The sequence below is a fragment of the Variovorax sp. 10N432 genome (assembly GCF_056394465.1).
In genome coordinates this window covers 15,649-35,981 of the sequence record NZ_JBFTHX010000016.1, presented here as the reverse complement: position 1 = coordinate 35,981, position 20,333 = coordinate 15,649, and the positions used below count along the sequence as shown (strand labels likewise).

Sequence of the window (20,333 nt, the reverse complement as noted above, 5' to 3'; positions counted from 1 at the left end):
AGCGACCGGTCGCCCGCTCGATGAATCGCCTTTCCCTGGCCTGGAGCGGCCTGCGGCAAGCCGCGCTCTCCACCCCGGGCCTGCGCATCCTGCTGCTGGCCATTCGCAACTACATCCTCCATCAAAGCGCGAACCAGGCGGGAAGTCTGGCGTTCTCGTCGGTGCTGGCGATGTTTCCGCTCTTGATCCTCGTGTCCGCCGCCGCCGGTTTCTTCGGGCAGCCCGGCGATGCGGCGGCCTTGGCGGCCCGCGTGATGGGCTATGCGCCGCAGGTGGTTCGCGACGCGGTGCAGCCGGTGATCGACCAGGTGCTTGCGCAACGCAATCAGGCCTTGCTGACGATCGGCGTGATCGCGACGCTCTGGACGGCCTCCTCGGGCCTGCAGGCGGTGCGCACGGCCCTCAACCGCTCCTATGGCATCCAGCGAGGTCTTCCTTTCTGGAAGGCGCGAATCAAGGTCACGCTGTTCACGGTGATCGTGGGGGGTGGCGTCCTGGCAGCGTTCAGTTCGGTTGTCATCATGCCGATCGTGTGGCAGCTGCTGGAAGCGAAACTGGGTGCAGGGAAAGAGATTCTCTGGCTGCGCACCAGCGTGCGCTACGGCTCGGCCTTCGTGGTGCTGAGTGTCCTGTACGCGCTTCTCTACGGCTGGCTGCCGGACGTCCGCCAGCGGCTGGCCTCCGTCATGCCAGGCGCCGTGATCGGTGCGTCGCTGTGGGTGGGCGCTGCCGCGACCCTCTCCTACACCCTGCATTCGGCGGGCAAGCTCGCACTGATCTATGGCAGCTTCGCCGGCGTGGTGGCGACGCTGGTCTTCCTCTACATCAGCGCCGCCACGCTGATCTTCGGCGCCGAGGTCAATGCGGTGCTGCGCAAACCGGAAAGCCCGCACGACGCGTCTGGCGAAGGTCGAACTCCTGGTTCGACGCGAGTATTGCCAGTGGAGAATCCGTGAAATGCCCATTGAAGCGCGAAGCGAAGAGAGTGCGTTCGTACGCGGCGAGCGCCGTTTGAGCGTGTCGGCGTACATCGGCCTGGTCGCGTCCTGCCAGTCTGCCCTGAACGTCGCGATGGCTGGGCTCAGCCCGGCCAGCCAGGTGGCAATCTGGAGCTCGCTGCAGCCGGATGCGCTCCTGCCGTCCAGCGGAAGACGCACCTTGTGGGCGTTGCGCCGAGGCGTGCTGCATGACCTGGCGCCCCTGGCACAAAGCATGCTGCCCGTCGAACGGAAGTGGGTGCCCACCAAGCACGAGCAACTGGCTTTTCGGGCCGTGCTCGAGGCCCTCGCGACCGGCCGGCAGACGCAGGGCGAGATCAGCGCTTTCTGCAACCTGATCCATGACTGGCCGACGGTGCTGGGCGTGTCCGAGTACCTCAAGGGAGAGCTGGCGGCTGCTGTCCGCCTGGCGACGCTGGAAGTCGTGGGCAACGACCAGCCGAGGCAGGTGGAATTGCCCAGTTGGGGCCTGGTCGGCGCGTTGCTGGACCCGGTCCGTGCCGCCGGTCGCTGGTCGGACGTGGGCCTCGACGCATTCACGGCGGCGCTGGCGTCGCTGCTGGGACCGGCGAGCGCGGTGCTCACCGAGGCGCACGCGCACCTGCTGGTTCGACTCTACAGGGCCACGCGGGCAGGCCGCAAGGTCTCAGTGCCGGAAATCGCGCTGCGCACCCTGCCGCAGGTCGTAGAGGCGTTGGAGAGCCTCGGGCTGATCCAGCGAACCGAGACCCAGGAGATACGCTGGGTATCGCTCACCCTCGTCCATCTCCCGCCTGGCCAGGGCGCCGCTCAGCCGACATGACGGCGTCGTCACTACACTCTTCGGTGTGCCCCACGAATCGCAACGCCATGTCCCTGTCCGACCAGCTCCATATTCCCGCGCCGAACCCGGACGGCAGCTTTGCCGCGCCGGCGCCTCCGCCGGCCGATAGCGCCGCCGACGCGCTGCGCGACGCGCAGGCACGGCACGCCGCGCTGGCCGAGCAGCTCGACGCGGTCAACGAGCTGCTGGCCAAGCCGCTCAACGAGATCCTGGCGGACCGCGAGCGCTTCAAGGATTCGGCCGCCGCGTGGGACGCCTTCGGCGCCATGTGGATGCTGTCGCAGCGCGCGATGAAACGCGTGGCCGTCGACCTCGCTGCGCAGCTCGGCGTGAGCGAGGACGAGGTGGTGGCCCGCGCGCTCGTGCACGCCAACGAGGTGCTCAACGGCGACGGCGTCGATCTGGGCGGCCTGGTTGCCGAGGCGCAGCTCGCGCACATCGCCAGGCACAAGCCGTTGCTGCGCAAGCAGTTCCGCTGAGCGCGGCGGCCATGGATGACATCGCTTCGCTCGCCGACTTCGCCGCGCGCCACCGCCGCCTCTTCGTGCTGACCGGCGCCGGCTGCAGCACCGACTCGGGCATTCCCGACTACCGCGATGCCAACGGCGACTGGAAGCGACCGTCGCCGGTGACTTTCCAGGCTTTCACCGGCGACGAGCTCACGCGCCGCCGCTACTGGTCGCGCAGCCTCGTCGGCTGGCCGACCATGGCGACAGCCCGGCCCGGCGCCTCGCACCGCGCGCTGGCCCGGCTCGAGGCCTCGGGCCGCGTCGGACTGCTGCTGACGCAGAACGTCGACGGCCTGCACGATGCGGCCGGCAGCCGCCAGACCATCGACCTGCACGGCCGCATCGACACCGTGCGCTGCCTCGGCTGCGAGACGCGCACGCCGCGTGCCCGATTGCAGCAGGCGCTGCGTGCGCGCAACCCCGCGTGGGCCGCACTCGAAGCCCGCACAGCGCCCGACGGCGATGCGGATGTCGAGGGTCGGGATTTCGCCGGCTTCGACGTGCCGGCCTGTCCGCTCTGCGGCGGCATGCTCAAGCCCGACGTGGTGTTCTTCGGCGAGAGCGTGCCCCGCGAGCGCGTGCAAGCCGCCTTCGCGGCGCTGAGCGAAGCCGATGCCGTGCTGGTCGCCGGATCGTCGCTGATGGTGTATTCGGGCTTCCGGTTCGTGCAGGCGGCCGTGGCCGCGGGCAAGCCGGTGGTGGCGGTCAACCTCGGACGCACGCGTGCCGACGATCTGTTGGCGCTCAAGGTCACGCAGCCGGTGGGCGACGCATTGACCGCCCTGGCAGAGCAGCTGGCGGCATGACTCAGAAATCGGAAGACCGGACGATGATCGGTTCACGGCGCGTGGCGTCATAGCGCGACCAGGCGGCCACGTTGATCGCCACGTAGTTTTCCTCGTAGGCGCTCACCGCGCGGCTGGCGCCATCCGAGGCATGCACGTAGGCCCCGAAATGGGCGGCGAGCGCATCGTCGGTGATCAAGGCTTCGATCTCGCGGCCTTGCGCAGGCAGTGCGAAGGCCACGCCATTGCCGACCCAGCGCGCGCCGCGCGATCCGCCGATGCGATGGCCGCTGGCATCGATGTCCCGACGGGGTTCCAACGGCGCCCGCTCGGTTTCCATGACTTGCTCGACCGGTTCTGGCTGCGGATCTTCGATGACTTCGGCCGAGGCGAAGTCCCGGTCCAGATACATCATTTCGTAGTTGCAGATCTGGATCACGTCGCGGTCCAGCAAAGGCCGCAGCGCCACGTCGTCGCCGTTGACCAGGGTCCCGTTGGTGCTGTGAAGGTCGTGAAGGGTGACGAATTTCCCGAGCCTCGTGAGGACCGCGTGGGTCTTGCTGACGGTGGTGCTCGGCAGCACCAGGTGGTTGCGCATGCTGCGACCAATCCTGAATTCGCCTTCGAGCAGCCGCACGTTACGCAGCGCCACACCGTTCTTCGTCACGATCAGAGTCGGCATCGCTCGGGCTCCCTTTTCGGCGATGGTATTTCGTCACGGGCGTGGCCGCCCACGATCGTCACAAGACGAGAGCAATGAGACGAACTGATACGGTGTTGGCGTCAATAGCGGTAAGGGTTGTCCGGACGGCGGTCGTAGCGGTCCGGCACGCCGTCGCGGTCGTAGTCACGCCGCCCGCCAGCGTGGGGTGGTGGCGGGGCAGGGCGGCTGTTGTAGTACGTGCCGGGCGGCGGACCGGCGTCATAGGGAACGGCGACGCAGCCGGTGAGTGCGGCAGCGGCCAGCAGGAGCGGAGCGAGTATTTTCATGCACCCAAGTTGCACCGATCCACCGCCTGTGACCACCGGCGCATCCACCCGTGTCCAGGTAGGTGGATGCCGCGTGATGCGCAGCGCCCTTCAGACCGCTTCCCTGCGTCCCGCGAAATAGTCGACCAGGCGCGTCTGTTCCTGCTCGAACGCCGGCATGCCGGCGAGCACCGTCTTCCAGTCCCCGTTGCGGCTGGCGCGGTCGATGGTCTCGCAGGCGGCCGCGAACGCGAGCGCACCGACCATCTTGCCGGCGCCGGCCATGCGGTGGGAAAACTGGGTGGCCTGGGCGGCGTCGTCCGCCGCGACCGCCTGCCGGAGTCCGGCGGAGTCGTCCTCGCAGGTTCGCCGGAACGTCGCCAGAACCTCTTCCACCATCGATCCGTCGCCGCCGCATTTCGCCGCCAGCAGCGCCTCGTCGATCGGGCCGGCCGCGGGCGCGATGGCCGGGCCTGCGCCACCGGTCGCGACGGGCGTCGGCGGCGCCAGGGGGAGCGGCAGCCATCGATCCAGCTTTTCGGTCAGCCGCGCCAGTTCGACCGGCTTGACCAGGAAGTCGTCCATGCCGGCGGCGAGACAGGCCTCGGCTTCCCCCTGGAGCGCGTTCGCGGTGCAGGCGACGATCGGGATGCGACTGCCGGTCCCCGAGGCGGCTTCCTCGCTGCGGATGGCGCGCGCCAGTTCGTAGCCATCCATGTGGGGCATGTGGCAGTCGGTGATGACGAGGCCATAGCGGCCCGCCTGCCACATCTTCAGGGCCTGGGCGCCGTCGTCGGCGGTCTGGGCCGCATAGCCCAGCGTTCGCACCTGGCGCAGCAGCAGCATGCGGTTGACGGGATGGTCGTCCGCCAGCAGCACCAGCGTGCCTTCGGCAGCTGCCTGCGCGGCGGCGGGCGCCGCGCGCCGCATGGCGATGGCCGTCGAAAGCGCACGCACGCTCCCGGCGCTCTCCGGGAGGGCGTCGGCCACGGGCAGCGACAGCTCCAGGGCGACCGTCGTGCCGCTTCCCGGCCGGCTGTCCAGGCTGATCGAGCCACCCATCAGCTGCGCCAGCTGGCGGGAAATCACCAGCCCCAGTCCGGTGCCGCCGGGCCGCCTCCGCGCCTGCTCGCCGACCGCCTGGCTGAACGGCTGGAACAGGCGCCGCTGGTCCTCGGGCGAGATGCCGATGCCGGTGTCCTTCACCTCGAAGCGCAGGCGCTCCATCCCTTCCGACCGGCCCAGCCATTGCACGTTGATGTCGATCCAGCCCTCGGAGGTGAACTTGATCGCGTTGCTGACGAAGTTGTTGAGGATCTGGCGCAGGCGCACCGGGTCGACCGTCAGCGCTGGACTGACGCGCGGATCGACCATCCGGCGAACGATCAGGCATTTGCTGCTGGCATTGCCCAGGTAGATGCTCTGCACCTCCTCGACCAGGCGCTTGATCGAGGCGACTTCGGGCCGGATCTCCAGCTTGCCGGCCTCGATCTTCGAGAAATCTAGGATGTCGTCGATGATGCGCAGCAGCGACCGGCTCGATTCCCGCACCAGCCCCAGCGTCTCGCGCTGCTCGGGGTCCAGCTCGGTCAGGCCGAGCAGTTCCAGCATCCCCAGCATGCCGTGCATGGGCGTCCTGATCTCGTGGCTCATGGTCGCCAGGAAGGTGCTCTTGGCGCGGGTGGCGGCCTCCACTTCGGCGCTGCGCTGCGCCAGGGCCGCGTTCAGCCGCTCGATCTCGCGCTCCCGCTTCTTTCTTTCCGTGACGTCCTCCGAGATCGTCAGCAGGTAGCGCGGCTGGCCGGTTTCGTCGAGGATCGGGATCTTCTTCGCGTGGAGCACGCGCACGCTGCCGTCGTTCGCATGCAGCGTCTCCTCGGGGATGTCCACTTCCCGGCCCAGCGCCAGCGCTTCCTTGTCCTTGGCCGTGAAGAAGGCGGCCTCGGCCGCGGAACTGACGAAGTCGTCCACCGTCTTGCCCAGCAGTTCCTGCTCGCTGCGGCCGGTCAGTTCCTCCATGCGGCGGTTGACCCGCACGAGCTTCAGGTCGGCGGCGTCCTTGACCATGACCTGATAGGGAATGTGGTGGATCACCGAGTTGAGGAAGGCGTTGGCCGTTTCCAGTTCGGCCGTGCGCAGGTGAACGCGCGCCTCCAGCTCGGCGTTCAGGGCCCGCAGCTCGTCTTCGGCCCGGCGCAGCGTCGCCTTCTGCCGCTGTTCGGCGAGCGCTCGACGGACCGAGTAGAACAGCCGTCGCACCCGCTCCTTGAAGACGTAGTCCGTGGCGCCCGCCTTCATGCATTCGACCGCCTCCTCTTCGCTGATCAGGCGGGTCGACAGCACGATCAGGAGCGCTTCCGGCTGCTGCTGGCGCACCGCCTGCAGCATCTCCAGGCCGCCGGCTTCGTAGTCGGACAGGACCAGGTCGAAGGCTTGCCGATGCAGGGCGCGGACGAAGTCCTCACGGGTCTGCACCCAGACGATGTCGCAGACCAGGCCCTCGTCCTGCAGCGTCCCGCGGATGCGCTGCGCGTCGGCCGGGTCGTCCTCCAGTTGCAGCACGCGAATGGCGGCGGTCATCGCGCTGCATCCTGCTCGCCGCGCAGCGACTCGACGACCTCCTTGAACTCCTCGCGGTTGCGTTCGCTCAGCGCGGAGAGGGCCTCGTGCGCCTGAAGGATCCGCTGCTGCACGGCGGCGCGGACGTCTCCCGTTCCGAGCGCGTAGAGAGGGGGCGCGGCGGGACCGTGCTCGCGGATCGCGGCCAGCACCTGCGCCATGCTCAGTTCCTCGAACAGGGCGCGCACCGCCGGCGTCACCCCCGTCAGCACCACGCCGCCCCGGGCGACCAGTTCGTGAACCGTGCCGAGGCAGGTGCTGTCCATGTACTCGCAGGCGGAGAGGTCGAGGACCAGCGGTCGTCCGCCGTCCAGCACGGCGAGGGCCGTTTCATGGAAGGCATCGCAATGCAGCCAGGTGGCCCGGCCGCGCAGCGCGAGGTGCGCGGCATGGTCGGATTCGCCGTAGAACACCACGTCGCTCTCCGGGCGCGGCGCACCGGATGCCGTCGCCTCGGGCATCCCGGCGCCATTGTCGAACCAGGAGGCACCCGCGTGCGCGTCGATCAGCAGGATCGTCACGTCGTCCCGTTCCGCTCCCGCCGGCGCGCCGGCGTGAAGCCGGGTGATGACCTCCTGCGCACTGGCGACCGGGCTGGCGAGCACCTGCTGCAGCAGGTCCAGGTCGCGTTCCGACCCGGAGGGCAGGAGTCCGTCGGTGTAGAGCAGGATCCGGTCGCCCGCCAGCAGCTGGAGACGCTCCTGCTGGAAGTGCGCGTCCGGTGCCAGCCCGAGCGCGGGCCCGGTGCGGCGGACCAGGAGAGTCGGCTGGCCGTCGCGGGCGTGCAGCACCGGCGGATGGCCTGCCGATGCCAGCGTGAGGCTTGCGTCCGAGGTATCCAGCAGGCCGAAGACGGCCGTGAGGAACAGTCCCGGCGCAGCGTGTGCCTCGCAGATCGAGCGGTTCACCGCGGCCAGCACGTCCGCCGGCGGCAGCGCGAGGCCGGTTGCCGGGTCCACCAGCACCAGCCGCTGCTTGAACAGCACCGAGAGCATCGCCGAGGTCACGCCGTGGCCGGTGGCGTCGGCCAGATAGAAGGCGAGGTGCCGCTCGCCCAGCCGGACCACGTCGTAGAGGTCGCCGCCCACGTGCTGCCCCGGGCGATACAGCGCCTGGATGCAATAGCCCTCCATCGGAGGCGGGCTGCGCGGCAGCAGGGCGCGCTGGATCACTTCCGCCCGCTCGAGGTCGCGGCGCAGCACTTCGGAGGTCTCCTCGAGCTCGCGGACCTTGCGCTGCAGTTCCCGATGCAGACGCTCGCGTTCTGCCAGCAGTTGCCGCCGTTCGAGCGCGTTGCGCACCGCCACCCCCATTTCCTCGGCGCGCGGCGACTTCGGCAGGAAGTCGAATGCGCCCAGCCGGATGGCGGCCACCGCCGAGTCGAAGGTCTCCAGTCCCGACAGGACGATCCACATGGCGTCCGGCACGGCCTGGCGTCCCCAGCGCAGCAGCTCCAGGCCGTCCATCCGCGGCATCATGATGTCGGTCAGCACCAGGACGATTTCGGGGTGCGCGCGCAGGACGGCCTGGGCGGCGATGCCGTCGACCGCCTCCAGGACCGGGGCGCAGCCGAGGCTTTCGAGGGCGCGCTTCACCAGCAGGCGAGTCACCGGCTCGTCATCCACCACCATCGCGACGGGAGGGGCAGCATCGAGGTTCATCAGGTCCGCCAGCGTTGCCGTGCAGACAGGGGATTTTCCGAGCCGGCGGGCGGGTTGTCTAGAAGCGGCCCGTGGCCCTTCGGATGACCGTCTTGTCCTTGGCCGGCGGCTTGCCGCCCGCGGGCGCTGCGGCCGACCGCGGCGCGCGCTTGGCGGGCTTGCGCCGGCCCTTGAGCGACTCGATCAGCGACAGGGCTTCCTTGTCGAACTTCGCTTTGTCGTCGGGCATGGCGGCCCTCGGTTTGCTAAGGTTGTTGAGATTTTCCCTAGCGAAATCTCATCGTTTTCCGGAAAACTTGGATGTTGATATTTTTGACTATTGTTGAGAGGTTGAGCAAGTTCCCACCTGGTCAGCAACCCTTGGCCTTGGCATGGTCAAAGTGGCTATTGGCCTGCCCTATTTGCTGCATCGCACCAAGGCCGCATCCAATTTCGGCATGTCCCAGGTAGTCGGATAAGCGCTGCGGCAGTGGGGTTGCCATGGGTGTACTGTAGGGATGCGCTCGACACCGGCCAAGAACGGCAATTCCAGCGATCCCCTTGCCTCCGTCCTGCAAGAGGCAGCCGAGTGGCTCGCCGGCGGCGGCAGGAGTCTTTGGTCAGCAGCGGAGATTGGCCACGAACGCGTCCTACGGACGCGAGCGAAGGGCTCTTCCACGTTGCCCCGCACATGGCTGGGGTCATGAAGTTCGAGTTGGAGGACCCCTGTTTTTGGCCCGAGGTCCTGCCGGGCACCTCGGCCTTCGTTCACAAGCTCGCCCCCGCGGAGCGCTCAAGCTTGCCTCACGCAACGGGAACTGTTCCACCGTCGATGACGTACTCGACCCCCGTGATGGAGGCCGCGCGCGGGGACACCAAAAATTCGACCAGCTCTGCGACTTCCTGCGGCCTGGCAGGGCGCCCAAGGGGTATGCCGCCGAGGGAATTCATGAGTGAGCGGCGTGCACCGTCATAGTCGGTTCCGTTCTCCTTGGCGATTCTCTCGACGAGGCTCACAGCGGCTTCGGTTTCCACCCAGCCAGGCGCGACGCGCACCACGCGCACACCTTTCGGACTGACCTCCTTGGACAAGCTCTTGCTGTACGTCGACAGGGCGGCCTTGGCGGCAGCGTAGGCAGTGGTTGCCTCCGGCAACGGCATCTGCCGTTGGATGGAGGTGATATGCACGATGACGCCCACACCGCGGGCAAGCATGCCCGGCAGTAGGGCTCGGTCAATCCGAACGGCAGCGTAGAGGTTCATGGCAAACGCCTTTTGCCATTCGTCATCATCAAGCACGGCGAAGCCGCCGGCCGGCGCCGAAGAGCCCCCAGCCACATGGACCACGATGTCAACGCCATCGAGCTGTTTCTCGACGGCGCTTGCAACCTCGTCGCAGCCGGCTGCAGTGGACAGGTCTGCGGCCACGAAGGCGGCCTTTCCGTGCTCCGCAGGCGCGGAGCGGGCTGTGGTCAACACCGTGGCTCCAGCCCTGGTCAGTTGCGCAACCACGGCGGCTCCAATCCCTTTGGTGCCGCCCGTGACGAGCGCCCTTCGACCCTCGAGCTCGACAGGTGGACGGATTTCGAGAGATTCGATGAAGCCGTCCTTGAGGCTAAAGACGTGCATCAAATCGACGCGGTTTCCCGGGAAATTGCCTTCGAGGTGTGCCAACAGCTTGAACGTGCCGCCTTCCCGCGACAGGCCGAGTGGCATCAGCCGATATTGGTACTTGGCTTCAGCTGCCGCCTTCCAGGCGATGATGGCGTTCAGGCCGTGAAACGTCTGGCCCTCGTCTCGAACAACGGCATCCGCGTGGAAGTACTCGCTGAGCGAGGCTTCATTGTTGGGTCCACGCGAATCAAGGTATCGCGCAATGGCGTCAGGGGTCTGAACGTTCATGGGAGTCAGCGGGTAGTTGCAATGGACCGATGGTCGGGCTACGCTCACCTCATGACAAGTACGCACCAAAAAGTTAGTGCTCCACCCCCCGGGGAGCGCAAGGCTTACACGCCGCTCACCGCCGCCATCGACGTCGAGGCGTGCTTCAGCCTTCTGGAAGGGCGCTGGAAGCTCGTTATCCTGTTCCACCTCTTCGGTGGGAAGGTGCTGCGGTTCTCGGACCTGGAGAAGTGCATCACCGGCATTTCCCAGAAGATGCTTGCCCAGCAATTGCGACAACTTGAGGCTGATGGCATCGTCGAGCGCACCGTGCACTCCCAAGTGCCACCAAGAGTCGACTATCGAATGACGCCCTGGGGGCAGCAACTCTGCCCGGCATTGGACAGCTTGCTGAAATGGGCTGAGCTACGGGAGCGGTACGCTATTCAATAGGATGTCCAATGCCCGCCGGAGCGGGAGCAGCGCTGCGACGGCGGTTTGTTGCTCCAATTTCAGCGTCCGGACACAACCAGCCGTTCGTTGAGGAGGCTCAAATTGCCGAGTAGCTGACCTTGGCGACATGCCTCTACCAACCGCGGGCAGTCAAGGAGAGATTCCCCTTCAAGCGGGTGCTTTCGACCTCTTGGCTACGTCGCTAGTAGTTCGTTGTGCAACGGAGTGCGAAGGCTCCGCCCCGGCCATCAAGGCAGAGCCGGGACAGCCTCGGAAGCGATGCGCCAGTTGCGGCTGTCGTGATGACGGCCGTCGGCCGATCGAGGCGCTGTTGGTTTCCTTTGGCCTTGTAGATCAGAACGCCGAGCGTATCGTGCCGCCATCGACGCGGATCGTGGCACCGCTCACATAGTCGGCGCACGGACTTGCCAAGTAGGCGACTGCCGCCGCGATTTCCTCCGGCCGGCCCAGGCGGCCAACATCGTTGGGCACCATGTCGCTCACGCAGCCGTGCTCGATCTCTTCCCAAGTCTGGCCCCAGCCCTGCTGAGGGGCAATCTTCTCCAGCAGTTCTTTGACAGCGGGGACAAGGATTGCACCCGGCGCCACGATATTGGAGGTCACCCCGGAGTTCTTCAAATCGCGCGCCAGCGAAACCGCGAGATTGTGCCGGGCAGCGAGCGAAGCGTTGTAGTCTGGCTGCATGGGAATCGGCTGCCCCGCCAGTCCACCGCCAATCTGGATCACGCGGCCCCAGCCACGCTCACGCATTGTTGGCACAAGTCGCTGAATCATGCGCACGGCCGACAGGACGTTGACCTCGAAGGTCTCCATCCATTTGTCTGGCTTCGCCGTCGTCCAGTTCAGATGGTGGTAGTAACCGGCATTGTTGACCAATATATCGATGGCGCCACCTTTCTTCGCCATCATGGCTACCGCATCGGCGCCGGCATCGGTAGCCAGATCGCCCAAGGCAACTTCCGCTCGACCGCCAGCGAGCGTGATGGCCTTCACAACTTCCTTGGCGCGGTCCTCGTTACGGCCATGCACCACCACCGTTACACCTTCGGCCGCCAAAAGCTTTGCCGTAGCTTCGCCTATGCCGGCTGTCGAGCCCGTTACCAGCGCACGTTTTCCGCTCAATCTCAGGTCCATGTACTTCTCCGATCAGTTGAAATCACTCGCGCCCCGGGCGCAGCAATCGACATCCGCCTGGATCGCGGATGGCCGATATTTCTCGCGATGCGGCTGACGCAGCACGCGCATGGCGCTGGCCGTCTCCTCGGCTGAGCGCGGTCAAGGCTGCTGGGCGGCCGCCACCGTCTTGACCTCCAGAAACGCTTCCAGCCCAGCCAGGCCGAACTCCCGACCAATCCCCGACTGCTTGACACCGCCGAACGGCGCCATCAGCTCGGGATCGACACGGTTGATTAGGACCATGCCTGCCTGCAGCCGCCCCGCCACGCGGTCGGCGCGCACAGCGTCTGCCGAGAAGACGTACGCCTGCAGGCCATAGGGAGAGTCGTTGGCCATGGCGACGGCCTCCTCCTCGTTGTCGTAGGGCAGGATGGAGAGCACCGGGCCGAAGATTTCTTCCCGGGCAATGTCCATGTCGTTGCGCACGTCCGCGAAGACGGTGGGACGCACGTACCAGCCGCGCGTCAGCCCCTCGGGCCGCCCTTCGCCGCCAGCGATCAGCGTCGCCCCCTGCTCTTTGCCGCGCTGGATGAAGCGCTGGATGCGCTCGACCTGCGCGGCGTTGACCAGTGGGCCGATCGACGTGTGAGGGTCATGCGGATCGCCAACCCGGAGCGCGTCGACCTCGCGCCTCACTCTCTCCAGCGCCTCAGTCATACGAGAGCGCGGGATAAGCAGGCGTGTGCCGGCGACGCAGGCCTGGCCGCTGTTCGTGAAGGCCGCGCGAATGGCCAGCGGGATGGCCCGGCCCAGATCCGCATCGTCCAGGACAACCGAGGCGGACTTCCCCGACAGCGCGAGGCTGACTCGCTTCATCGTCGCCAGGCCAGCCCGGGCAATCAGTTTGCCCGTGCCCGTGGAGCCGGTAAAAGAAATCCGTTGGATCTGCTCATTGGTGCTGAGTTCGTCTCCGACGTCGTAGCCTCGGCCGATCACCACGTTCACGGCCCCGGCCGGCAGGCCGGCCGCATGAATGGCCTCCGTGACCACCTGGGTCTGCAAGGGGCTCAGCTCGCTGGGCTTGATGACCACGGCGCAGCCGGCTGCGATAGCCGAGGCGAGCTTGCTGCAGATCGTGCCCGCAGTGCTGTTCCACGGCGCGATCAGCGCGGACACGCCGGCCGGGATCATGTGAACCCGCGCCGTCCCGACCTGGTAGGTGAAAGCGTAGTCCTCCAGCAATTCCGCCGCGATAGCGAAGCACTGGGCGGCGTAGTTGGCCACCCATTGAGCCCGGGCCACCGGCCCGCCGTACTCCTCAATGGTGGCGTCACGGATCGCGCTCGAGCAGTAGAGCATCGTGTCCTGCAGACGGCGCAGCATGGTGATGCGCTCGGCCGGTGTGGTTCTGCCGAGGCCCGATTGAGCGCCACCGGCTGCGGCGATGGCCCGCTTGGCGTCCTCGCGATTGGCCAGCGTCAGCCGGCCGACAACTTCCTCGGTCGCTGGGCTGACGATGTCGATTTCTTCCTGCCCCTCGACACGCACGAATGCACCGTCGATGTAGGCCTCCTGGATGTGCCACATGGTGGGCTCCTATCTATTGGGCTGTAGCCAATGTAAGAATCAGAGCGTGTTTTGATAAGCTGGCCAATGCAGGATTGGACATCCCGAAAATCGCAACTATGCAGCGCAGCGGACTCACTGAACTGGAAGTGGTGCTGGCCATCGCCCGCCACCATAGTTTTCGCGCGGCTGCTGTGGAGCTGGAGATGTCTACGACGGCCGTCAGCAATGCCGTCGCGGGCTTGGAGGCCCGGCTCGGGGCCCGGCTCTTCCATCGCACCACGCGCAGCGTGACACTGACGTCGGCCGGCCAGCAGTTCGCGGCACAAATCGCGCCGGCGATAGCGAGCATCCGGGACGCGATGGGCGCCATCAGCGACCAGCGAGCCGAGCCCAGCGGCACGTTGCGCATTAATACCTCGCTCGGCGCAGCTTCGATGGTGATGCCGCTTCTGGCCAGCTATCTGCGCCGCCATCCTGGCATGTCGCTGGACATCGTGACCGAGGGACGGCGCGTGGACGTGATTGCTGAGGGCTTCGACGTCGGTCTGCGTCTGGCCGAACAGGTGCCTCGCGACATGATCCGCGTCCCCATTGGCCCTCCGCTGCGTCTGGCGGTCGTGGGCGCGCCGGCCTATTTCGAGCAGCACGAGGCGCCCCAGTCCCCCGAAGACTTGGTCTCGCTGCCCTGCATACGGGGCCGCATGCCCAGCGGTGAACCTTCGTCTTGGAGCTTCGTCCGCGACGGCTCGCCGTGGAGCCTCGAGGTGCCCGGCACCCTGGTGCTGGATTCGCCGGTGCTGATGCTCGAAGCGGCGCGCCAGGGGCTGGGGCTGGCGCAATTGGCCGAAGCGCATGTGGCCGGCGACGTTGCGGCGGGGCACCTGATCCGGGTGCTGGAAGACTGGACCACGCCGCTCTCCAGCCTGTGTCTCTACTACTGGGGGCATCGCCACATCCCGGCAGGCCTGAGGGCCCTGATCGACCTGATCCAGGAGAACGCCCGGGGTTGAACCGGGTCCGCCTCGTCTTGAAGTCGGTGGCGCGACCCTCACGCGGCGATCCCATCACGCAGCTTTGCATGGCGCGCAGGCAGATCGGGGCTAAGGGCCTTGGAGCCGCGACCGAAGGGCAGCACTGGCCACACGCGACTAGACCGTCACCGCTGCACAGCAGCCACACAACGGGCGCTGGTGGAGGGCAGGGGAGGGCCCATCACGGTCTTTCGGCTTCGGCTCCAGCATGTCCGCAATGCGTGTGATGCCGACATTGGCCCAGTCGAGGCGCATCGAGCCGGATGGATTTTTTGTTCTGCTTGGGCCCATCCCCGAATGGCGAGGCGCTCACTACCCGATCGATGCCTTCAGTTCCGAGAAGCTCACGATCCGGCCGGCGATCGCGCTGGCGGCTACTGTGGAAGGGCTGGCGAGCCACAGCGCGCCCGGGCCCGAGCGACCCGGAAAGTTGCGATTGATCGCGCTGATCGTGACTTGGTCCTCGCGCTCGCTGGCGCCCGGGCCCGCATTGATGCACGCCCCGCAACCGGGCTCGACCAGCTCGACGCCCATGCGCTCGAAGAGCGCCACCATCTGCATCCGGTCGCTGCGCGCGCGCACGTCCTCGCTGCCGAACTGCAGGAAGAACCGCACGCCCGGCGCGATGCCGAGCCGGTGTTGCTCGGCCCAGGCAAGCACCGCGTGGTAGGCCCCAATGTCCTCGAGCTTGCCCCCCGTGCAGGAGCCACCGTACGCAATGTCGATCGCGACCGCCTTGTCGAGTGCCGACAGCGCAAGGCCCTGCCCGGGATCCCCGGGGCGCGCCACCATGGGTTCGAGCGTGCCGCAATCCACCTCGATCTCGTGCGCATACTGCGCCCCCTCGTCGCTGCGCATCCAGCGTTCGAGTCGGAAGTCGACGCCCCGACGCTCGCGCAGGAAGCGAAGTGTTTCATCGTCGGGGGCCACGATGCCCGTCAGGCCGCCGATCTCGGCCACCATGTTGGTGAGCGTGGCGCGCGCGTCCGTCCCCATCGCGCGCAGCGCCTCGCCGGTGTACTCGAAGACGAGTCCGACCAGGCTGCCGTTGCGGACCTCCGGCAGGCGCAGCAGATGCAGCACGACATCCTTGGCGTCGACCCCGTCCGGCAGGGTCCCGCGCAAATCCACGCGGCAGACCTTCGGCGCGGCCACGCGCACATCGCCGGTGATCCATGCGTTGGCCATCTCGCTCGCACCGATGCCGAAGGCGAATGCCCCGAGCGCGCCGCAATGCGGGGTATGGGAATCGGTGCCGATTGCGACCTGGCCCGGCAACACGTAGCGCTCGGTCATGATGGAGTGGCAGATGCCTTCCGCGCCCTTCCTTCCGGGCACCCGGTGGTGTAAGCGGACCCCGTGCTGCGCGCAGAACCGTTCCTGCATCTTGCCCATCGCCATCGCCGAGTCAAGCAGCCCCAGGGCGCGCTTTGCCGGTGACATGGTCTCTTCGACATAGACCAGGTGATCCGCGAAGCACTGGATCGATGCGACGTCGTGCAAGGCAATGTCGGGGCCCATCGCGTTGTTCATGAACGCGGCGCACATCCCGGTCACGTAGTCGTGCGAGTAGCGCCAATTCGCCTTCACGAAGCTGATGCCCGAGGCCGAAGGCGGCCTCCTGGCCGAGCGCGCGATGATCTTCTCGACGTAGGTCAATGGGCGGCTCTCGGGCGGCTGCGGGTCCATCGCGATCTCGCCGGCGAGCCGGGCCTTCGTGTAGTTGAATAGCCCTCCTCGCGCCAACACCTCGGCCGTCACGGCATCCAGCCCCGCCACCAGCTCCGAGACCGGTATCGCCTCGCCCGCGCGGATGCGATCGACGAGGCCGAAGTCGTTCGACGTGAAGATGCCGAGGTTGTGGCAGTTCTGGCGATAGATGCGCTCGAACTTCTGCGCGATGACCAGGCGGATGCCCGCCATGCGCTCGGCATAAGGACTGGCCTCGCGCGACGAGCCCTTGCCGTAGCGCGTGCCGGCCACCGTCACCGCGAAGCCGCCGCGCTGCACCTGGTCGGTGCCGATGGGCCTGCGACCCTCGCAGGTAAGGCCCACGTAGGGATAGCGGCCGAGCGTCTCGTCGACATGGAAGCAGGCCCAGCCCGGCGTGATCTCGTCCGTGGACACGTCGTCGCGCAGCTTGCCGGCTTGCGCCTGCGAGAGATCCTCGCCGGCGATCTGCCGCTCGATCAGCGTCGGATCCTCCGACAGGAAAAGGATGCGGCCTTCGAATCGGATGGCATGCATGTCGGCTCCTCTGGCTGCGCCGGTCATTCGACCAGCTTGACGTCGGCATCGCGAATGATGCCCTCGCGCTGCTGTCGCTCCGCCTGCATGCGCTTGGCGAAATCAGTCACCGTCCCGCCAGTGGGCGTGAGGCCCAGCTCGGCGAGCTTGCTTCCGACGCTCGGGTTGCGCAGCGCGATGCCGACGGCCTCGTTGAGCCGAGCGACGATCGGCGCCGGCGTCGACTTGGGCGCCATCAGGCTGTAGCTCACCAGCATGTCGGTGCCAGGCAAGGTCTGCCCCATGCGGGGAATCTGCGGCTGTGCCTCGTACACCTTGGTGGACGCCACGCCGACCAGCTTGATCTTTCCGGCCGCCACCATCGGCTGCGCCGTGCTGACCAGCGTGATCAGCATGTCGATCTGGCCCCCGGCGAGGTCGCCCAGGGCCGCGCCGGCTCCGCGATAAGGCACGTGATTGAGGCGGACTTGGCCTGACTTGGCAATCAGCTCGCCCAACAGATGATGATCGGTGCCGACGCCGGGGGTGCCGAAGCTCAACGGCGCGCTGCTGGCCTTCGCTTGCTTCAAGAGGCCTGCGAAATCGTTGGCCGGTGACGCGCTGTTGACCGCGATCACGAGCGGCGCCTCCGCGAGGTGCGCGACCGGCGCGAGCGCGGCCACGGCGTCTTCCGCCTTCTTCCCGTATAGCGCCGGGTTGATGGCGTACAGGCTGTCGGTCGCCAGCAGCAGCGTGTAGCCGTCGGCGGGCGCCTTGGCGACCAGCGAGGTTCCGACCAGCCCACCCGCACCAGTGCGGTTGTCGACCACGACCGGTTGCTTGAGCGTCTCGGTCAGCGAGTTGGCCAGCACCCGTCCCAGGATGTCGGCGCTGCCGCCCCCCGCGAAAGGCACGACGAGCGTGATCGGTCGGGCGGGATAGGCATCGGCGGCGGCAGCGCCACTGACTATGCCGCAGGCCCAGGCAGCCAGTGCGGCGCCGCGCATCAGCGTGCCGATGGCGAATTTCGCGCTGTTCAACTTCATGCTTGTCTCCAGGTGTAGGTATGGCCCTCACTCTAGATTTCCCTTAGAGACACAAACTTCAATTTGGCGCATTGTTCGTTCCCATCTGGAACTTATCCGCACCAATGCGCACCGATTTCGATCCCGTCACCCTGCGCCTCTTCCTGGCCGTCTGCGAAGAGGGAAGCATCGTCAAGGCGGCCGATCGGATGTCCATCGTGCCCTCGGCCGTGAGCAAGCGAATGGCCGCGCTCGAGGACGACGTCGGTATCGTGCTGCTGCAGCGTGGCTCCGGGGGCATGGGCCCCACCGAAGCCGGACAGGCATTTGCAGCGCAGGCCCGAGAGGTGCTCGCCGGTATGGACCGCATGCATGCGACGATGCACGACATGGCGACGGGAGGAGCGGGGACGGTTCGCATCCTCGCGAGCCTGGCGGCGCTGTCGCACCGTCTGCCTGCCGACATCGCCGCCTTGCTTCGAAAGCACCCGGCCCTGAAGCTGAGTTTGCGCGAGGCGTCCTCCAGCGAGATGGTGCGGCAGGTGAAAGAGGGGGCGGCCGACCTCGCGGTGTGTTGGGATGTCGCAGACTTGACGGGGCTGCGGGCCGTGCCCTATCGACCCGACCATGCCTGCGCCCTGGTCTCGCGCGCCCATCCGCTGTCCCGAAGGAAGTCCGTGCCCTTCGCGGAGACGCTCGGCTACGACCATGTGAGCGCGATGCCCGGCAGCATGATGGAGACGATGTTGCGCCGGCATGCGGCAGTGGCGGGCAAGACCTTGCTGCCACGCATTGAAGTCGAGAGTTTCGAGGGTGTGGCCCATGTCGTCGCGGCCGACCTCGGCATCGGCATCCTGCCGCGCGAGGTGCTGCGCCCATGGGTCGACGCACTGCCGATTCGCGTGATTCCATTGTCCGACGAATGGGCCACCCGCCGTTTCGTCGTGTGCTTTCGGACGGATCCCTACGTGTCGCGTGCCGCGCAGATCGTCGCAGAGGGGCTTCGGCTTGCCGCCACCATAGCGGCGGAATGAACGCGTCCGCTGTCTTCCCCTTGTCGAACGTTGAGCCACGCAGCGTCGAACTTCCGCTCATGGCCGGCACCGCAGTTCCGCGTCGTGTCAAGGAAGCTGCCGGTCGGCGGTACCCGCGGCGGGATCTGCCAGTTCGGGCATATCGATCGACCGCTTCACCGAGTTCTGCGGTCGACGGCGTGCCCGATGAAACGACGTGCGAATCAGATCTCGGCTTGTTCAGCGATCTCCAATGCATCGTCGACTTCGATGCCAAGGTACCGTTGACTCGAGCTTGGCATGGCCAAGCAGCAACTGCATGGCCCGCAAGTTCTTGGTGCGTCGATAGATCAAGGTCGCCTTTGTTCGCCGCATCGAATGCGTACCGTACTCCGCTGGATCGAGTCCCAGCTCCTCGACCCACCCCTCAAGAATACGAGCGTACTGACGCGTGCCGAGATGTGGAGAAGCGTGGACCCGGCTCGGGAACAGGAAATCCTCTGACTTCAGCCCGGATCGCTTGATCCACTTCTGCACAGCATCGCGTGTCGCTGGCGTGATCTCGAACTGCGCAGGACGTTGGGTTTTGTGCTGCATCACCACGGCGCGTGTCGCCACCTGGTCGCCGTGGCAGATGTCCCGCACTTTGAGGCCGACCAGATCGCAGCCGCGTAACTTGCTGTCGATCCCAAGGTTGAAGAGCGCAAGCTCGCGCACCCGGTGCTCCATCTGAAGGCGAACCCGAAGCGCCCAGATGTCCTTGACCTTGAACGGCGCTTTTTGCCCGACGATCTTTCCCTTGTTCCATGGCTCGCGATGGACGGGGGTATGGCTAGCTTCCATGATGGACTCTCATCAAGTTGAGGGAGAACAACCATGCACCGACCAGTTATCAACCATCCTGGCAACGGTCAAAGCACACGAAGTGGCGCCGGCCGCCCCAAGGCCCGCTTTCGGGCGACGACGCCATCAGGCGGTCCCGGCCAGAAGCCGACCTTGAGTCTCGCGGTCAATCGTAGTGTCCGTACTCGATCAGTAGCTCGCTTATGGCATCTTCGACACCGTAGCCAATGGCCCGCGTGGTGTCATGCACGGCGCTCAGACGTTTCATGAGCGGTGGCCGCTGCGCATCCGGCAGTCTTGCAATGGTCTGCAACGCCTGCTCGAACATCCGCACAAGTGAGACGAAAAAGCCCTCATCCTGCAGACCGACTTCGACACTGAAGCCCGCCGCGCGCTCGCAGTAAAAGACCATCAGTTCTGCCAGACCATCTGGGTCGCCAATGGCCTTCTTGTAGTTCGCGATGGACTTCTTGGCCTCGGCGACGGACGCATTCTGGTTCCTGAAAGTGTCGGGCCAGAGCCAACGGTCAATGGTGGCATGGTACGGCGCTAGGACATCTTCCCCCAGCCCAAAGCGGGCGTGGAGGAATACTTGGTTGCCCCTGCTAGCCGTGTAGAGGTCATGCACCAAGCCGACCAGGCCGTCGTGGTCGAAGTGGGCCAGTTTCGCCTTGACGTCGCTCCAGGACGCACCCTTCCTAGTCTTGCTTGCTTTCATCTCTGTCCGCGTTTGAACCATGTCTTGTGGTCGGACGCCCGACGGGGCCGCCTGTGGTGGCTGGGCCGAGCGACCATACTGGCATCGTAGGCCA

Annotated in this window: 19 protein-coding genes and 1 pseudogene; 7 read left to right on the top strand and 13 right to left on the bottom strand. The window is 66.5% G+C overall.

Going from position 1 to position 20,333, the window contains the following annotated elements; translation table 11 throughout:
* Positions 1-20 precede the first annotated feature (20 nt).
* From AC1DF3_RS19415 to AC1DF3_RS19400, 4 genes are read left to right on the top strand one after another with little or no spacing between them, the layout of a single operon-like run.
* Entirely contained in the window at positions 21-956 is a 936-nt protein-coding gene (locus tag AC1DF3_RS19415) for a YihY/virulence factor BrkB family protein (RefSeq protein WP_478140526.1), read from the top strand.
* 1 nt (position 957) lies between these two features.
* Positions 958-1,800, top strand: coding sequence for a hypothetical protein (locus AC1DF3_RS19410; protein ID WP_478140525.1), 843 nt, complete (start codon positions 958-960; stop codon positions 1,798-1,800).
* A 47-nt stretch (positions 1,801-1,847) separates the two neighbouring features.
* Positions 1,848-2,300, top strand: a complete 453-nt coding sequence (locus AC1DF3_RS19405; protein WP_478140524.1) for a hypothetical protein — start codon at positions 1,848-1,850, stop codon at positions 2,298-2,300.
* Between the two features lie 11 nt (positions 2,301-2,311).
* The gene (locus AC1DF3_RS19400) at positions 2,312-3,136 is read left to right on the top strand and encodes an NAD-dependent protein deacetylase (protein ID WP_478140523.1); all 825 of its coding nucleotides are present in this window, start codon (positions 2,312-2,314) and stop codon (positions 3,134-3,136) included.
* Position 3,137: 1 nt separating this feature from the next.
* Here the strand turns inward: AC1DF3_RS19400 and AC1DF3_RS19395 are convergent, their stop codons facing one another.
* From AC1DF3_RS19395 to AC1DF3_RS19365, 7 genes are all read right to left on the bottom strand, one after another.
* A complete protein-coding gene (locus tag AC1DF3_RS19395; RefSeq protein WP_478140522.1) occupies positions 3,138-3,797 on the bottom strand; it encodes an FHA domain-containing protein in 660 nt (219 codons plus the stop codon).
* A 101-nt stretch (positions 3,798-3,898) separates the two neighbouring features.
* Positions 3,899-4,105, bottom strand: coding sequence for a hypothetical protein (locus AC1DF3_RS19390; protein ID WP_478140521.1), 207 nt, complete (start codon positions 4,103-4,105; stop codon positions 3,899-3,901).
* Positions 4,106-4,195: 90 nt separating this feature from the next.
* Positions 4,196-6,664, bottom strand: coding sequence for a response regulator (locus AC1DF3_RS19385; protein WP_478140520.1), 2,469 nt, complete (start codon positions 6,662-6,664; stop codon positions 4,196-4,198).
* A complete protein-coding gene (locus AC1DF3_RS19380; RefSeq protein WP_478140519.1) occupies positions 6,661-8,364 on the bottom strand; it encodes a SpoIIE family protein phosphatase in 1,704 nt (567 codons plus the stop codon). The genes AC1DF3_RS19385 and AC1DF3_RS19380 overlap by 4 nt, the downstream gene beginning before the upstream one ends.
* Before the next feature lie 58 nt (positions 8,365-8,422).
* Positions 8,423-8,593: a hypothetical protein gene (locus tag AC1DF3_RS19375; protein WP_301811522.1), complete on the bottom strand. Its 171-nt coding sequence runs from the start codon at positions 8,591-8,593 to the stop codon at positions 8,423-8,425.
* A gap of 121 nt (positions 8,594-8,714) precedes the next feature.
* Entirely contained in the window at positions 8,715-8,846 is a 132-nt protein-coding gene (locus tag AC1DF3_RS19370) for a hypothetical protein (RefSeq protein ID WP_478140518.1), read from the bottom strand.
* Positions 8,847-9,147: 301 nt separating this feature from the next.
* The gene (locus AC1DF3_RS19365; RefSeq protein ID WP_478140600.1) at positions 9,148-9,972 is read right to left on the bottom strand and encodes an SDR family oxidoreductase; all 825 of its coding nucleotides are present in this window, start codon (positions 9,970-9,972) and stop codon (positions 9,148-9,150) included.
* A gap of 324 nt (positions 9,973-10,296) precedes the next feature.
* Here AC1DF3_RS19365 and AC1DF3_RS19360 point away from each other — a divergent pair, with 324 nt between their 5' ends.
* Positions 10,297-10,677 carry a winged helix-turn-helix transcriptional regulator gene (locus AC1DF3_RS19360; protein ID WP_478140517.1) on the top strand — a complete coding sequence of 127 codons (381 nt, stop codon included), beginning with the start codon at positions 10,297-10,299 and terminating at the stop codon, positions 10,675-10,677.
* A 354-nt stretch (positions 10,678-11,031) separates the two neighbouring features.
* Here the strand turns inward: AC1DF3_RS19360 and AC1DF3_RS19355 are convergent, their stop codons facing one another.
* Positions 11,032-11,832, bottom strand: a complete 801-nt coding sequence (locus tag AC1DF3_RS19355; RefSeq protein ID WP_478140516.1) for an SDR family NAD(P)-dependent oxidoreductase — start codon at positions 11,830-11,832, stop codon at positions 11,032-11,034.
* Between the two features lie 141 nt (positions 11,833-11,973).
* Positions 11,974-13,401: an aldehyde dehydrogenase family protein gene (locus tag AC1DF3_RS19350; RefSeq protein ID WP_478140515.1), complete on the bottom strand. Its 1,428-nt coding sequence runs from the start codon at positions 13,399-13,401 to the stop codon at positions 11,974-11,976.
* A 74-nt stretch (positions 13,402-13,475) separates the two neighbouring features.
* Here AC1DF3_RS19350 and AC1DF3_RS19345 point away from each other — a divergent pair, with 74 nt between their 5' ends.
* Positions 13,476-14,393, top strand: a complete 918-nt coding sequence (locus tag AC1DF3_RS19345; protein WP_478140514.1) for a LysR family transcriptional regulator — start codon at positions 13,476-13,478, stop codon at positions 14,391-14,393.
* Positions 14,394-14,726: 333 nt separating this feature from the next.
* On the opposite strand, the gene AC1DF3_RS19340 is transcribed toward AC1DF3_RS19345, so the two are convergent.
* Entirely contained in the window at positions 14,727-16,661 is a 1,935-nt protein-coding gene (locus AC1DF3_RS19340; RefSeq protein WP_478140513.1) for an aconitase family protein, read from the bottom strand.
* A gap of 23 nt (positions 16,662-16,684) precedes the next feature.
* Positions 16,685-17,686: a Bug family tripartite tricarboxylate transporter substrate binding protein gene (locus AC1DF3_RS19335; RefSeq protein WP_478140512.1), complete on the bottom strand. Its 1,002-nt coding sequence runs from the start codon at positions 17,684-17,686 to the stop codon at positions 16,685-16,687.
* 104 nt (positions 17,687-17,790) lie between these two features.
* Here AC1DF3_RS19335 and AC1DF3_RS19330 point away from each other — a divergent pair, with 104 nt between their 5' ends.
* Positions 17,791-18,699: a LysR family transcriptional regulator gene (locus tag AC1DF3_RS19330; RefSeq protein ID WP_478140511.1), complete on the top strand. Its 909-nt coding sequence runs from the start codon at positions 17,791-17,793 to the stop codon at positions 18,697-18,699.
* Positions 18,700-18,902: 203 nt separating this feature from the next.
* Here AC1DF3_RS19330 and AC1DF3_RS19325 read toward each other — a convergent pair.
* Both AC1DF3_RS19325 and AC1DF3_RS19320 read right to left on the bottom strand, forming a co-directional pair.
* Positions 18,903-19,521, bottom strand: a pseudogene (locus AC1DF3_RS19325) (tyrosine-type recombinase/integrase).
* Between the two features lie 166 nt (positions 19,522-19,687).
* Positions 19,688-20,239 carry a hypothetical protein gene (locus AC1DF3_RS19320; RefSeq protein WP_478140510.1) on the bottom strand — a complete coding sequence of 184 codons (552 nt, stop codon included), beginning with the start codon at positions 20,237-20,239 and terminating at the stop codon, positions 19,688-19,690.
* Positions 20,240-20,333: the final 94 nt, after the last annotated feature.

Excerpts from the sequence above, each read along its gene's own strand:
- AC1DF3_RS19415 (WP_478140526.1), top strand. The coding sequence starts at position 21 with ATGAATCGCCTTTCCCTGGCCTGGAGCGGCCTGCGGCAAGCCGCGCTC.
- AC1DF3_RS19410 (WP_478140525.1), top strand. The coding sequence starts at position 958 with ATGCCCATTGAAGCGCGAAGCGAAGAGAGTGCGTTCGTACGCGGCGAG.
- AC1DF3_RS19405 (WP_478140524.1), top strand. The coding sequence starts at position 1,848 with ATGTCCCTGTCCGACCAGCTCCATATTCCCGCGCCGAACCCGGACGGC.
- AC1DF3_RS19400 (WP_478140523.1), top strand. The coding sequence starts at position 2,312 with ATGGATGACATCGCTTCGCTCGCCGACTTCGCCGCGCGCCACCGCCGC.
- AC1DF3_RS19395 (WP_478140522.1), bottom strand. The coding sequence starts at position 3,797 with ATGCCGACTCTGATCGTGACGAAGAACGGTGTGGCGCTGCGTAACGTG.
- AC1DF3_RS19390 (WP_478140521.1), bottom strand. The coding sequence starts at position 4,105 with ATGAAAATACTCGCTCCGCTCCTGCTGGCCGCTGCCGCACTCACCGGC.
- AC1DF3_RS19385 (WP_478140520.1), bottom strand. The coding sequence starts at position 6,664 with ATGACCGCCGCCATTCGCGTGCTGCAACTGGAGGACGACCCGGCCGAC.
- AC1DF3_RS19380 (WP_478140519.1), bottom strand. The coding sequence starts at position 8,364 with ATGAACCTCGATGCTGCCCCTCCCGTCGCGATGGTGGTGGATGACGAG.
- AC1DF3_RS19375 (WP_301811522.1), bottom strand. The coding sequence starts at position 8,593 with ATGCCCGACGACAAAGCGAAGTTCGACAAGGAAGCCCTGTCGCTGATC.
- AC1DF3_RS19370 (WP_478140518.1), bottom strand. The coding sequence starts at position 8,846 with ATGGCAACCCCACTGCCGCAGCGCTTATCCGACTACCTGGGACATGCC.
- AC1DF3_RS19365 (WP_478140600.1), bottom strand. The coding sequence starts at position 9,972 with ATGCACGTCTTTAGCCTCAAGGACGGCTTCATCGAATCTCTCGAAATC.
- AC1DF3_RS19360 (WP_478140517.1), top strand. The coding sequence starts at position 10,297 with ATGACAAGTACGCACCAAAAAGTTAGTGCTCCACCCCCCGGGGAGCGC.
- AC1DF3_RS19355 (WP_478140516.1), bottom strand. The coding sequence starts at position 11,832 with ATGGACCTGAGATTGAGCGGAAAACGTGCGCTGGTAACGGGCTCGACA.
- AC1DF3_RS19350 (WP_478140515.1), bottom strand. The coding sequence starts at position 13,401 with ATGTGGCACATCCAGGAGGCCTACATCGACGGTGCATTCGTGCGTGTC.
- AC1DF3_RS19340 (WP_478140513.1), bottom strand. The coding sequence starts at position 16,661 with ATGCATGCCATCCGATTCGAAGGCCGCATCCTTTTCCTGTCGGAGGAT.
- AC1DF3_RS19335 (WP_478140512.1), bottom strand. The coding sequence starts at position 17,686 with ATGAAGTTGAACAGCGCGAAATTCGCCATCGGCACGCTGATGCGCGGC.
- AC1DF3_RS19330 (WP_478140511.1), top strand. The coding sequence starts at position 17,791 with ATGCGCACCGATTTCGATCCCGTCACCCTGCGCCTCTTCCTGGCCGTC.
- AC1DF3_RS19320 (WP_478140510.1), bottom strand. The coding sequence starts at position 20,239 with ATGAAAGCAAGCAAGACTAGGAAGGGTGCGTCCTGGAGCGACGTCAAG.